Annotated in this window: 14 protein-coding genes; 8 read left to right on the forward strand and 6 right to left on the reverse strand. The window is 69.1% G+C overall.

All coding sequences use genetic code 11. The features are described 5' to 3' along the window. The first annotated feature begins 131 nt into the window (after positions 1 to 131). Both ETO60_RS00340 and ETO60_RS00345 read left to right on the forward strand, forming a co-directional pair. Complete coding sequence (locus ETO60_RS00340) at positions 132 to 2,990, forward strand: M16 family metallopeptidase (RefSeq protein ID WP_199798804.1); 2,859 nt, start codon at positions 132 to 134, stop codon at positions 2,988 to 2,990. A gap of 48 nt (positions 2,991 to 3,038) precedes the next feature. After that, positions 3,039 to 3,344, forward strand: a complete 306-nt coding sequence (locus tag ETO60_RS00345) for a hypothetical protein (RefSeq protein ID WP_130001740.1) — start codon at positions 3,039 to 3,041, stop codon at positions 3,342 to 3,344. A 103-nt stretch (positions 3,345 to 3,447) separates the two neighbouring features. Here the strand turns inward: ETO60_RS00345 and ETO60_RS00350 are convergent, their stop codons facing one another. The 6 genes from ETO60_RS00350 to rpsU all read right to left on the reverse strand — a co-directional run bounded on the left by ETO60_RS00350 (position 3,448) and on the right by rpsU (position 8,175). Beyond that, positions 3,448 to 3,903 carry a tRNA (cytidine(34)-2'-O)-methyltransferase gene (locus ETO60_RS00350; protein ID WP_130001742.1) on the reverse strand — a complete coding sequence of 152 codons (456 nt, stop codon included), beginning with the start codon at positions 3,901 to 3,903 and terminating at the stop codon, positions 3,448 to 3,450. A 10-nt stretch (positions 3,904 to 3,913) separates the two neighbouring features. Beyond that, complete coding sequence (gatB, locus tag ETO60_RS00355) at positions 3,914 to 5,413, reverse strand: Asp-tRNA(Asn)/Glu-tRNA(Gln) amidotransferase subunit GatB (RefSeq protein WP_130001743.1); 1,500 nt, start codon at positions 5,411 to 5,413, stop codon at positions 3,914 to 3,916. Between the two features lie 40 nt (positions 5,414 to 5,453). Then, positions 5,454 to 6,938: an Asp-tRNA(Asn)/Glu-tRNA(Gln) amidotransferase subunit GatA gene (gene gatA, locus ETO60_RS00360; protein WP_130001745.1), complete on the reverse strand. Its 1,485-nt coding sequence runs from the start codon at positions 6,936 to 6,938 to the stop codon at positions 5,454 to 5,456. Beyond that, positions 6,935 to 7,237, reverse strand: a complete 303-nt coding sequence (gene gatC, locus ETO60_RS00365) for an Asp-tRNA(Asn)/Glu-tRNA(Gln) amidotransferase subunit GatC (RefSeq protein ID WP_130001747.1) — start codon at positions 7,235 to 7,237, stop codon at positions 6,935 to 6,937. Before gatC ends, gatA begins: the two co-directional genes overlap by 4 nt. 44 nt (positions 7,238 to 7,281) lie before the next feature. Next, the gene (locus ETO60_RS00370) at positions 7,282 to 7,872 is read right to left on the reverse strand and encodes an FKBP-type peptidyl-prolyl cis-trans isomerase (protein ID WP_130001749.1); all 591 of its coding nucleotides are present in this window, start codon (positions 7,870 to 7,872) and stop codon (positions 7,282 to 7,284) included. A gap of 93 nt (positions 7,873 to 7,965) precedes the next feature. Then, a complete protein-coding gene (rpsU, locus tag ETO60_RS00375) occupies positions 7,966 to 8,175 on the reverse strand; it encodes a 30S ribosomal protein S21 (protein ID WP_130001751.1) in 210 nt (69 codons plus the stop codon). A 140-nt stretch (positions 8,176 to 8,315) separates the two neighbouring features. On the opposite strand from rpsU, the gene ETO60_RS00380 reads away from it, so the two are divergent. From ETO60_RS00380 to ETO60_RS00405, 6 genes are read left to right on the forward strand one after another with little or no spacing between them, the layout of a single operon-like run. Next, positions 8,316 to 8,783: a fluoride efflux transporter FluC gene (locus ETO60_RS00380; protein ID WP_315850254.1), complete on the forward strand. Its 468-nt coding sequence runs from the start codon at positions 8,316 to 8,318 to the stop codon at positions 8,781 to 8,783. Then, the gene (locus ETO60_RS00385) at positions 8,780 to 9,895 is read left to right on the forward strand and encodes an RluA family pseudouridine synthase (protein WP_130001754.1); all 1,116 of its coding nucleotides are present in this window, start codon (positions 8,780 to 8,782) and stop codon (positions 9,893 to 9,895) included. The genes ETO60_RS00380 and ETO60_RS00385 overlap by 4 nt, the downstream gene beginning before the upstream one ends. Continuing rightward, complete coding sequence (locus ETO60_RS00390) at positions 9,895 to 10,491, forward strand: FMN-binding negative transcriptional regulator (RefSeq protein WP_130001756.1); 597 nt, start codon at positions 9,895 to 9,897, stop codon at positions 10,489 to 10,491. Before ETO60_RS00385 ends, ETO60_RS00390 begins: the two co-directional genes overlap by 1 nt. Further along, on the forward strand, positions 10,491 to 11,144 hold the full coding sequence (locus tag ETO60_RS00395) for an HAD-IA family hydrolase (protein WP_390612537.1): 654 nt from the start codon (positions 10,491 to 10,493) through the stop codon (positions 11,142 to 11,144). Before ETO60_RS00390 ends, ETO60_RS00395 begins: the two co-directional genes overlap by 1 nt. Next, positions 11,131 to 11,340: a hypothetical protein gene (locus tag ETO60_RS00400; RefSeq protein ID WP_130001759.1), complete on the forward strand. Its 210-nt coding sequence runs from the start codon at positions 11,131 to 11,133 to the stop codon at positions 11,338 to 11,340. The genes ETO60_RS00395 and ETO60_RS00400 overlap by 14 nt, the downstream gene beginning before the upstream one ends. Beyond that, a complete protein-coding gene (locus ETO60_RS00405; RefSeq protein WP_234026234.1) occupies positions 11,325 to 12,059 on the forward strand; it encodes an ATP12 family protein in 735 nt (244 codons plus the stop codon). The genes ETO60_RS00400 and ETO60_RS00405 overlap by 16 nt, the downstream gene beginning before the upstream one ends. The last annotated feature ends 17 nt before the right edge of the window (positions 12,060 to 12,076 follow it).

Here is a 12,076-nt window from a genome sequence, read left to right on the forward strand (position 1 = left end):
AAACGGTGTGCGCAACAATTTGGCCAATTCCGGCGGTTGATGGCAATTGCCGTTGCTCCGCCGGGCGCATCTTGGCAAGGAAGCGCCCCAAGCCAGCCATATGGCGCATTCCGGGTGAAGGTGGCCTCTGTATGAAGATTCGTTCGATGTGGGCGGGGGCCGCGGCACTTGCTCTGTGCGCATGTGCGACAACCGTGCCGACGGGCATCACCCCGGCGGCTCCTCCCGCCGCCGGCGCCGACGGGCAGACCGCGGCTCCGCTGGACCGGCTTGTCGGTGAAGTGCGCATCCCGCACGAGAAGTTCACCCTCGCCAACGGTCTCGATGTCATCGTTCACGAAGACCGCAAGGCGCCAATCGTCGCGGTGGCGGTGTGGTACAATGTCGGCTCGAAGGACGAGCCTCAGGGCCGGACCGGCTTCGCGCATCTGTTCGAGCACCTCATGTACAACGGTTCGGAGAACGCGCCCGAGGATTTCTTCGAGTACCTGCAGCAGATGGGCGCGACCGATTACAACGGCACGACCAGCTTCGATCGGACCAACTATTTCCAGACGGTCCCGCGCGGCGCGCTCGAAAAGGCCCTGTGGCTCGAGTCCGACCGGATGGGGTATCTTCTGGGCGCCGTCACCCAGGCGAAGCTCGACAACCAGCGGGGCGTGGTCCAGAACGAGAAACGGCAGGGCGACAATCAGCCCGGCGGGCTGGTCTTCTACGAAGTCGCCCGCACCCTTTTTCCCGCGCCGCACCCCTACAATCACACCCCGATCGGCTCCATGGCGGATCTCGACGCCGCGACGCTGGAGGATGTGAGAAACTGGTTCCGCGACAAGTACGGCCCGAACAACGCGACGCTGGTGCTGGCCGGCGACATCAGCGCGGCCGAGGCGCGGCCGCTGGTGGAAAAGTGGTTCGGAGCGATTCCGCGCGGGCCGGTGAACGAGCCGGCGCAAGCGAATGTGCCGGAACTGGCGCAGGACGTGCGCACGGTCATGCGCGATCAGGTCGCGGCACCGTCCATCACCCGCTACTGGTCGGCACCGGGCATCCTCGACCGGGATCTGGTCGCCCTTCAGGTGGGGATGCAGATCCTTGGCGGCCTCTCGTCCAGCCGCCTCGACAACGCCCTGGTGCGTGACGAGAAGATCGCCGTCAGCGTGTCGGCCGGCAACTTCGCCTTCCAACGGGTCGGCATCATCTCCGTCAGCGCCACGGCCAGCCCCGTCAGCGACCCCGCCACGGTCGAGGCGCGCATGAACGCCGTGGTGGATCGCTTCATCGCCGAAGGCCCGACGGAAGACGAGGTGCGCCGGGCCACCACCACGAATGTCGCCGGCACGATCCGCGGGCTGGAGCAGGTGGGCGGGTTCAACGGCAAGGCGGTGACGCTCGCCTCGGGCGAGGTGCTGGCCGGCGACCCTGAGTTCTATGCCCGGCAACTCGAAGTGCTCGCCTCCCTGACCCCGACCGACGTGCGCGCGGCGATGCAGCGCTGGCTGCGGCGGCCCGCCCTGACGCTCGTGCTCGAGCCGGGTGAGCGTGACGGCACCTACGCGGAGGCTGCGGTCGTCAACCGGCCGGCGGCGCCCGAGGAGCAGATCACGGTGAGCAAGGTGCGCCCCGCGCCGCCGATCGGCCCCGTGCCCGCGCTCGACTTCCCGGCTGTCGAGCGGGCGACCCTGGCCAACGGGATGCGCGTCACCTACGCCCAGCGCACCGCCATTCCCAACACGCTCGTCAGCGTATCCTTCGACGCCGGCAGTGCGGCCAACCCCGCTGCCCGGCGCGGTCTCGAGACGCTCACCCTCAACCTCATGGACGAGGGCACGACCTCCTTGTCGTCGCAGCAGCTCGCCGAAGCGCGCGAGCGGCTCGGCGCGGCCATCAGCACCGGCAGCAGCGCCGACCGCTCGGTGTTCACGCTCGACGCGCTCAGCGCCAATCTTGAACCCTCCCTCGATCTTCTGGCCGACATCGTCCGCAATCCCGCGTTCGACCCCGGCGAGTTCGAACGGGTTCGCACCCAGCAGCTGACCGGTATCCAGCAGCAACTGCGCACGCCCGCCTCCATCGCGGCCCGCGTGCTCACGCCGATCATCTATGGCGAGGACAGCCCGTATGGGGGGCCGGCCAGCGGCACTCCGGCTTCCGTCCGTGCGATCACGCGCGACGATCTGGTGGCCTTCCACAGCACCTGGATCCGGCCCGACAATGGCGAGATCTTCGTGGTCTCGGATCGCCCGCTGAGCGCGGTGCTGCCGGTGCTGGAACGGACACTTGGCGACTGGCAGGCGCCCACGACGCCGCGCGGGAACAAGGCGTTCGGCGCCTTCGCCGCCGCGCCCGCGGCAAGCCGCATCGTGCTCGTCAACCGGCCCAATTCGCCGCAGTCCTACATCCTTGGCGGACAGCTGACGCCGGCCTCCGCCCGTGACGCGACCATTGTCGACCTGCTGAACGCCAACAGCGCACTGGGCGGTGATTTTCTGTCGCGGCTCAACATGAACCTGCGCGAGTCAAAGGGATGGTCCTACGGCGTTCGCGGAAGCGCGGGGCTGGCTGAGCGGGCCGTCACCTACCAGGTGGCCGCGCCGGTTCAGGCCGACCGCACCGGCGACGCGCTGGCGGAGCTGATCAAGGATCTGCAGGGCTTTGTCACCACCAGCGGCGTCAGCGACGCGGAGCTGTCCCGCATCGTCACCTCGCGGATCGGCGAATTGCCCGGCCAGTTCGAGACTTCGGGTGCCGTGCTGCGCGCGTTGCAGCAGAACGCGCTGTACGGCCGGCCCGACGATTACTACGAGACGCTGGCGGACCGTTACCGCGGACAAACCCGCGCCAGTCTCGACGCCGCGGCGCGTGCCGCCATCCGCCCCGGGCAGTTCGTCTGGGTCGTGGTCGGGGACGCGAGCGTCGTCGCCCCGCAGCTCCAGCGGCTGGGTCTGGCGGTGGAGACCCGGGAACTCGCGTCGCTCACCAGTGGTAATTGAACGACACGGGATCCGCACGAACCCCCTCACTTTGCAAGGAGAGAATGCATGTCAGTTGCCGGCACCTACGACACCGTCGTCAAGAGCCCGATGGGCGATCAGAAGGGCACCTTCACCGTTCAGCCCAGCGACGATGGCAGCAGCTTCACCGGTTCCATGGCCGGCGGCATGGGATCGATGGACGTGAAGAACGGCACCATCAACGGCAACGAGCTGAGCTGGTCCATGGACATGACTGTGCCCATGCCGATGACCCTCAACTGCACGGCGACGGTCGATGGCGACCAGCTCACCGGCAAGGTGAATGCCGGCGCTTTCGGTGACATGCCGCTGACGGGTACGCGGAAGAACTGAGCGATTCCAGAGCGGGACGGCCGCGGCGATACGCTGCGGCCGTCCTTGCGTCCTGAATCACAGAAGGGAAATCTGCTCCTCGCCCGACGGCTGACGCCGTGCTTCAGACATGCGCGCGCACAGCCTGATAGGCCGCCGCCGCCACCGTGTTCGCGAGGTTGAGCGAGCGGATGTGGGGCGAACACATCGGCAGCCGGAACTGCCGACCGGGAAAGCGGCCCCATACCGCGTGCGGAATGCCCCGTGTCTCGCCCCCGAACACCAGTACTGCGTCCTCGGGGTAGTCGGGTTCGAAGAACGAACGGCTGGCGTGCTCCTCGAACAGAAACATCTGGTCGTCGCGCGGCTGGCGTGCGGCGATGAACAGGTCCCAGCTCGCATATTCCGCCAGCCGCACATGCGGCCAGTAGTCGAGGCCGGAGCGCTTCACCCGCGCATCGGTGATCTCGAACCCGAGCGGGTGGATCAGCACCAGCTCTGCATCGAGCGCCACGCAGGTCCGGCCCACAGCGCCGGTGTTGCCGGGGATTTCCGGCTGGACGAGGACGATGGAGAGCACGGGGCGCCCGTCACCCGTCGAGCCTGGCTTTCAGCACGGCGTTGACCAGTCCAGGGTTGCCCTTCCCCTGCATCGCCTTCATCACCTGCCCGACGAAGAAGCCGAACAGCTTGTCCTTGCCGCCGCGATACTCGGCCACCTTCTCGGCATTGGCGGCCAGCACCCGGTCCACCGCCGCCTCGATCGCGCCGGCGTCGGATTCCTGCTTCAACCCTTCTGTTTCGGCGATCTCTTTCGGGGCGCGGCCTGACCTGAGCACGTGCTCGAAGATTTCCTTGGCCTGCCCGCCGGAAATGTCGCCCCTCGCCTGCATGTCGAGGATCGCCGCCTGCGCCGCGGCCGTGGCGAAGGCCGGATTGGCTTCGGCCCCCAGAGCGTTCATCACGCCCGGGGCGATCGACAGGATCCAGTTGGCGACCGCCGTCGCCACCTCGGTCTCGCCCTTGCCGCTGCTGCGCGCCGTCTCGGCCAGCAGCGTCTCGAACCGGGCAAAGGTCTCCACCTCCGCCGTCAGCTCGCGCGCGTTGTAGGGGGAAAGACCGAGCACCTCGATGTAGCGGCGGCGCTTGGCGTCGGGCAGTTCGGGCAGGGACGCACGGCACTCCTCCACGAAGGACTCGTCCAGTTCCAGCGGCAGCAAATCCGGATCGGGGAAGTAGCGGTAATCCTGCGCGTCCTCCTTCGACCGCATCGAGCGCGTGGTTCCCGTGCCGGGGTCGAACAGGCGCGTCTCCTGCACCACGGTGCCGCCGTCCTCGATCAGCTCGACCTGCCGGCGCGCCTCGTGCTCGATCGCCTGCATGACGAAGCGGACCGAGTTCACGTTCTTCGTCTCGGTCCGGGTGCCAAGCGGCTCTCCGGGGCGGCGCACCGACACGTTCACGTCCGCGCGCAGGGAACCTTCCTCCATGTTGCCGTCGCACGAGCCGACATAGCGCAGGATCGCGCGCAGCTTGCGCAGATACGCGCCGGCTTCCGCCGGCGAACGCATGTCGGGCCGGCTGACGATCTCCATCAGGGCGACGCCCGAGCGGTTGAGATCGACATAGGACATGCTCGGATGCTGGTCGTGCATCAGCTTGCCCGCGTCCTGCTCGACGTGGATGCGTTCGATGCCGATGCGCTTGTCCTGAAGGATGCCGGCCTTCTCGTCCGCTTCGACGAGCAAGGTGCCCTCGCCCACCAGCGGGTGGTAGAGCTGGCTGATCTGGTAGCCCTGCGGCAGGTCGGCGTAGAAGTAGTTCTTGCGGTCGAACCGGCTCCACCGGTTGATCGTCGCCTCGACCGCCAGCCCCGTGCGGACCGCCTGCCGGATGCACTCCCGGTTCGGAACCGGCAGCATCCCCGGCATCGCGGCATCGACGAGACTGACCTGCGTGTTCGGCTCCGCGCCAAAGGCGGTCGAGGCGGTCGAGAACAGCTTGGCGCGGCTCGTCACCTGCGCGTGAACCTCAAGGCCGATCACGACCTCCCATTCGCCTGTTCTGCCCTGGATGCGATAGGTGGTCATTCTGGTTCCCGATCGGCTTTGGCCGCGTCCATCATCACCGTCACCACCACCGCTGCGGGCGGGCGGTGAAGCCGGCACGTTGCTCGATGGCGAGGCCGGCGTTCAGGACGCCCTGTTCGTCGAGCGGCTTGCCGATGATCTGCAGCCCCAGCGGCAAACCGTCGGGGTTCAGGCCGCCGGGGACGCTCATCGCGGGCAGGCCGGCGAGCGAGGCCGGGACGGCGAACACGTCGTTCAGATACATCGTCAGCGGGTCTTCGGAGAGCGATCCGAGCGGGAAGCTGGCGGTCGGCGTCGTCGGAGCGAGGATCACGTCGCACTCGGCCCAAGCATTCCGGAAGTCGCGGGCGACCAGCGTCCTGACCTTCTGCGCCTGGGTGTAATAGGCGTCGTAGAAGCCGGCGGAGAGCACATAGGTGCCGATCAGGATCCGCCGCTTCACCTCGTCGCCGAAGCCGGCGGCACGCGTGGCGGCGTACATCTCCTGCAGCCCCACACCCGCCGGCGCCTCCCGCAGGCCGTATCGCACGCCGTCGTAGCGCGCGAGGTTCGACGACGCCTCGGCGGGCGCGACGATGTAGTAGGCCGGCAGCGCGTAGTCGGTGTGCGGCAGGCTGATGTCGACCAGCTGCGCGCCCGCGTCGCGCAGCCATGCCTTGCCCTGCTCCCACACGGCAACAATGGCCTCGTCCATGCCCTCGCGCCGGTATTCGCACGGAACGCCTACCTTCAGACCACGCAGGTCCGCATCCAGCGCAGCGCTCCACTGCGGCACGGGTTCATCAAGGCTGGTGGCGTCCTTGGGATCGAACCCGGCCATCGCCTCCAGCATCACCGCGCAGTCTTCCACGCTGCGCGCCATCGGGCCGGCCTGGTCCAGCGACGAGGCGAAGGCCACGACGCCCCAGCGGCTGCAGCGCCCGTAGGTCGGCTTGATGCCGCAGATGCCGGTGAACGCCGCCGGCTGCCGGATGGAGCCGCCCGTGTCCGTGCCGGTGGCGGCAGGACACAGCCGCGCCGCAATGGCGGCGCTGGACCCGCCGGAGGATCCCCCCGGCGACATCGGCGTCTCTCCGCCGTCGCTGCGCCGCCAGGGGGAGACGACATTGCCGAAGTGACTCGTCTCGTTCGACGACCCCATGGCGAACTGGTCGAGGTTGAGCTTGCCCAGCATCCCCGCGCCCGCATCCCACAACCGCTGCGACACGGTGGACTCGTAGGGCGGCACGAAGCCTTCGAGAATCGCGCTGGCGGCGGTGGTCTGCACGCCGCGGGTGGCGAACAGGTCCTTCATCCCGATCGGCACGCCGGCCAGAGGTCCAAGCGGCTTCCCCGCAGCGCGGTCGGCATCGACCCTGGCGGCGGCGGCGGCGGCGTGGTCCGGCGTCGTGACGATGAAGGCGTTGAGCGCGCCCCCCTCAGCCACGGCCGCGTTGAAGGCATTCGCAACCTCGGCTGCGGTGAAATCGCCCCGTGCGACCCCGTTGCGCAAGGCCATCACACCCAAGTCAGTCAGCTGCGTCATTCGATCACCTTGGGCACGCCGAAAAAGCCGTGCTCGGCCGCCGGAGCGTTGGCGAGCACATCGTCGCGCCGCCCGCCGCCCGTGTCCGGATCGGCATCGACGACATCCTCGCGCAGGCGGAGGCGGTTCGGGATCACGGCCGTCATCGGCTCCACGGCGCTGGTGTCGACCCGCGACAGCTGTTCGACCCAGTCGAGGATCTTGGACAGTTCCGGCGCGAGGCGCGCCAGCTCGTCTTCGCTCATGCGGACACGCGCGAGCCGGGCCACGCGGGCCACCTCTTCGGATGTGACGGACATGGAGCGCGCGTTACCGGCAGGCGCGGCAACCATCAAGCGCGCGTTTAGCGCCCCTGCGGCCGCCCCCGCGGATCCGGCGCGCCCGGTTCCGGCTGGGGCTGGGCCGCGCCGTGGCCCTGACCAAGCAGCTGCCGCAAGACGGCGAGACGCTGCTGGAACTCCCCTTCGGGCATGAAGTCGATGAGCTCGACCTCGAACACCAGGTCGGCGTTCGGCGGGATCGGCGAACCGGGCTGCGGGTTGGGCCCGTACGCCTGGTCCGAGGGGATCTCCAGCCGGTAGCGTCCGCCCTTCTGCATCTGCAGCAGCCCGTCACGGAAACCCGGGATCATGTTGGAGAGCGGCAAAGGCACACCCTCGGGAAAAATGCCCTGAACCGGCAGGGGCAGATCCTGCGATTCGTCGAAGACTTCCCCGGTGTCGGCCAACGTGCCGCGGTAGCGCACGAACACGACATCGTCGGCGGAGGGCCGGGCGCCCGTTCCCGCAGTCAGCGTCTCGACCTGCAGTCCGCGCGGAACGGTGGCCACCGCCACGCCCCCCGCGAGCGCCAGCGAAGCGGCGATCGCCAGCCACAGCTTGGTCCGCGACCCGCGGGCCAGCGGCTGAAGGGGAACGCGCGTGATCTCGGTCATGTTCAGCCTTCGCCTGATCCAGCCCGGAAGTGAAGAAGCAATCGGCAGCGCCGCTCCGCACCGCTCCGTGCGGGCAGCGGCGTCACCGAAGCGTCAGAGCTTGACGCCGTCGCGTTCGGCCCGCTTGCGGTCCATCTTGCGCGCCCGGCGGACGGCGGCCGCTTTCTCGCGCGCGCGCTTCTCGCTCGGCTTCTCGTAGTGGCGACGCAGCTTCATTTCGCGATACACGCCCTCGCGCTGCAACTTCTTCTTCAGCGCGCGAAGGGCTTGGTCAACATTGTTATCGCGAACCATGATCTGCATAAATCAACACACCTCGATGAACCGGACACGCGGGCACCATCGCCTAGCCGCATGAACTGCAAACAACAAACAGCCGCTCCCGGAACCGGGTGCAGCTTCGTCTCCTGCTCCCTACAGCACACCGCGCGGCTGCGCAAGCATTGCCGAACCACCCCAGCCGCAGCGGGCAACTGGTCACGCGCGACCTGCCCCGCTATGGCGGCGGCATGAGCAGCGCCACCCTGTCGTCCCTTGCCCCCGTCGCGCTTGGCGGCGCGCTGGGCGCGGTGATGCGGTTCGTGCTCGGACTGGCGGTGGTCAAGTGGATGGGTCCATCGGCCGTGGCCTTCCCCTACCCGACCCTCATCACCAACATCGCGGGGAGCCTGCTGCTCGGCGTGCTCGCCGGCGTGGTTCTGCGCGAGGGGGCCCAGTGGCACGGCTGGAGCCTGTTCCTGGCGGCCGGTGTCTTGGGCGGCTTCACGACCTTTTCCACCTTCAGCCTCGAAGTGGCTCTGCTGATCGAGCGCGGCGCGGCTCTCAAAGCGGCCGCCTATGTAGGGACGTCGCTGCTCGGGGGAGTGATGGCCCTGTTCGGCGGTCTTGCGCTGGGTCGGATCGTCGCATGACTGGCGCCGATCCCGGCGGCTCCGTGCGCCAGTTCGAGGTGTCGGCCGATGACGACGGCATCCGGCTCGACCGCTGGTTCAAGCGGCACCTGCCGCAGATCGGCTTTGCCACCGTCTCCCGCTGGGCGCGCACCGGACAGATCCGCGTCGATGGCCGGCGCGTCGCGGCGGACGATCGCCTCGCCAAGGGTCAGATCGTGCGCGTTCCTCCCGGAGGTGCGCCGGCGACGCCGCGGGCGGCCGTGTCCCTTGGTCCGGAAGAGCGGGAACTGGCCGCCGCGATGGTGATCCGCGCCACGCCTTCGGCGCTCGTGCTGAACAAGCCGCCGGGGCTGGCGACGCAGGGCGGCACCGGAACGAAGCGTCATGTCGACCGCCTCCTCGACGCGTTCGCCGAGGGAGAGGCACCGCGGCCGCGCCTCGTGCACCGGCTCGACAAGGACACGTCCGGTGTCCTGCTGGTCGCCAGGACACCGGGAAGCGCCGCGTACTTCGCCAAGAAATTCGCCAGCCGGAGCGCGCGCAAGGTCTACTGGGCGCTTGTGGTGGGTGTGCCGGACGTGCCGGAAGGAACGATCGACGCCCCGCTCGCCAAGCAGCCGGGGACGGGTGGCGAGAAGATGCATGTCGACGAAAGCGGCGGGCAGCCGGCAAGGACGCGCTACCGCGTGGTCGATCGCGCGGGCAAGCGCGCCGCCTGGCTCGAACTCGAACCGCTGACGGGCCGCACGCACCAGCTTCGGGTGCACTGCGCCGCACTTGGCCATCCGATCGTGGGCGACGGAAAGTACGGCGGCGCCGACGCCTTCCTCACCGGCGCGATCAGCCGCAAGATGCACCTCCATGCCCGCAGGCTGGTGATCGGTGCGCCGGGTGGCGAACGGATCGACGTCGTGGCCGACCTGCCCGACCACTTCGCCGCCTCGATGGAGCAGCTCGGCTTCGACCCCGGCGCCAGCGATGCGGCGCCCAGCGACTTCTCGCCGCCGCCGCGCTCGCCCGAGGACCAGAAGCGTGCGGCGCGCGCGCATGCGAAGACCTACCGGAAGGCGCGGCGCGGCGAGAGGCGTGGCCGTGGCAGACAAGCGGGGCACCGGGAGCGCCGCCGCTGATGCACCCGGATGCGACCTATGCGGATCTTGACGAACCGCGCGCACTCGCCACGGCGGACCGCATCGGCTTCGCGCAGATCATCACCGTGGTGAACGGCAGCCCTGCCCTAGCCTATGCTCCGGCCGTGCGCACAGACGCGCGGACGTTCTGCTTCCACCTGGCGCGCGCGAACCGCGTCGCCCCGCACCTCGCCGGCACGCGCGCGGTGCTGAGCTTCCTCGGTCCCCACGGCTACATCACGCCGGCCTGGTATCATGATCGTGGCGGAAGCGTTCCGACCTGGAACTACATCGCCGTCGAACTGGAAGGCACCGTGCGGTTGGTGCCGGAGCCGGACCTGCTGCAACACATCGACGCTCTGGCGCAGCGCCACGAGCCGCAGATGAGCGGCACGCCGTGGGTCCGATCACGCGTGGATCCGGACCGCATCGCCCGGATGGTCCGCGGCATCGCCGGCTTCGCCCTTGCGGTCGACCAGGTCCGCGCCACGCGCAAGCTGGGTCAGGACAGGTCCGCGCGGGACCGGGCCGGCGTTGTGCTCGGGCTGGAGGCCGCCGGCAATCCCGGCTTGGCGGCTGAAATGCGACACCCGTGATCCGGCTGGCTGTCTTTGACTGTGACGGCACGCTGGTCGATGGCGAGGCCATGGTGTGTCAGGCCATGCGGGCTGCCTTCGCCGGGGAGGCGCTCGCCCCGCCCGCCGATGCCGCGGTCCGCCAGGTCGTCGGCCTCAGCCTTCCGCTGGCGATTGCGCGTCTTGCGCCCGACCAGACTGCGGCACGGCGCAGCCGTCTCGCCGAGCGGTATCGCTCCGCCTTTGCGGCCACGCGTGACGGGACGGCGCATCAGGAACCGCTGTACCCGGGGATCGAGGATCTGGTGCGGGATCTGCGGAACAGCGGCTGGACCCTCGGCATCGCGACAGGCAAGAGCAGCCGCGGTGCCGCAGCCACCCTTGCGGCGCATGGCCTTGCGGGCAGCTTCGCCACGGTCCAGACGGCCGACCATCACCCATCCAAGCCCCATCCGTCCATGCTGTTCGCCGCCATGGCGGACGCAGGCGCGGAGCCGTCGAACACGGTGATGATCGGCGACACCGTGTTCGACATGCACATGGCGGTGTCGGCCGGCGCCCGTGCCGTCGGCGTTGCATGGGGCTACCACACGCGTGCAGACCTGCTCGCCGCCGGCGCAACCGCCGTTGCCGACAGAGCGCAAGATTTGGGAGCCTTGCTTGCCGCCTTCTGACCATCAGGCCCGCCGTCGCTGGGCGGTGATGCAGCTTGTCCGCATGGTGGCCGTCGCGGCGGCCCTGTTCGGGGTCTACGCGCTGGCCGAGCGGGGTCTTGCCCGCCCCGACCTCGGCGCGCCGCTCCTCCTGCTCGGCGCGGCCGGCTTTTTCGCCGGGCCGGCCCTGCTGGCGAAACGGTGGAGGAGCCGGTGAAGCGGTTCTACCGCGATGCGACCGTGGAAAAAGTGGACGGCGGGTTCGCCGTCGCGCTCGACGGCCGCGTGCTGCGTACCCAGCGCGAGCGGCGGATCCAGTGCCTGCCCAGCAGGGCCAGCGCCGAGCTTCTGGCTGAGGAATGGGCGCGCCAGGGCGACACGATCGATCCGTCCGACTTTCCGCTGCGCGCGCTGGCCGATTTCGCCTTGGAGGAAATCGCCCACGCCCCCGAAGCGGCGACCGGCCGCATCCTGCGGTTCGGAGAGACCGACACGCTGTGCTATCGCGCCCATCCGGATGAACCGCTCCATGTGCGCCAGATCGCTGTCTGGGATCCGCTGCTCGCCGACCTCGAACGCCGCCTCTGCGTCCGCTTCAGACGGATCGGCGGCGTAAGCTACCGGCCGCAGCATCCCGAAACGCTGCACGCTCTGCACGACGTCCTCACGCCGCTTCATCCCGTGGTTCTGGCCGCCGCCGAGCAGATGGCGAGCCTTTCGGCCTCGCTGGTGATCACCCTTCTCGCGACCTTGCCCGGCGCGGACGAAGACGCCTTGTGGAGCGCGGCCACGCTTGAAGAGGAGTGGCAGGCCGAGCAATGGGGCCGCGAAACGACGGCGGAGGAGCGGCGCAGGCGCCGGCGCGCCGAGTTCGCCACCGCCCGCCGGTTCGCCCTCGCCGCGCTGGATGGAGAGCGGATCCTGCCAGGCTCATGACGCCGCGCTTGGGCGGC

The organism is Qipengyuania thermophila (assembly GCF_004153605.1).
Lineage (GTDB): Bacteria > Pseudomonadota > Alphaproteobacteria > Sphingomonadales > Sphingomonadaceae > Qipengyuania_B > Qipengyuania_B thermophila.

Bases quoted from the DNA above. Each gene is read 5' to 3' on its own strand.
- rpsU (WP_130001751.1), bottom strand. From the start codon at position 8,175: ATGCAGATCATGGTTCGCGATAACAATGTTGACCAAGCCCTTCGCGCG.
- ETO60_RS00370 (WP_130001749.1), bottom strand. From the start codon at position 7,872: ATGACCGAGATCACGCGCGTTCCCCTTCAGCCGCTGGCCCGCGGGTCG.
- ETO60_RS00385 (WP_130001754.1), top strand. From the start codon at position 8,780: ATGACTGGCGCCGATCCCGGCGGCTCCGTGCGCCAGTTCGAGGTGTCG.
- gatB (WP_130001743.1), bottom strand. From the start codon at position 5,413: ATGACCACCTATCGCATCCAGGGCAGAACAGGCGAATGGGAGGTCGTG.
- ETO60_RS00390 (WP_130001756.1), top strand. From the start codon at position 9,895: ATGCACCCGGATGCGACCTATGCGGATCTTGACGAACCGCGCGCACTC.
- ETO60_RS00345 (WP_130001740.1), top strand. From the start codon at position 3,039: ATGTCAGTTGCCGGCACCTACGACACCGTCGTCAAGAGCCCGATGGGC.
- gatC (WP_130001747.1), bottom strand. From the start codon at position 7,237: ATGTCCGTCACATCCGAAGAGGTGGCCCGCGTGGCCCGGCTCGCGCGT.
- gatA (WP_130001745.1), bottom strand. From the start codon at position 6,938: ATGACGCAGCTGACTGACTTGGGTGTGATGGCCTTGCGCAACGGGGTC.
- ETO60_RS00340 (WP_199798804.1), top strand. From the start codon at position 132: ATGAAGATTCGTTCGATGTGGGCGGGGGCCGCGGCACTTGCTCTGTGC.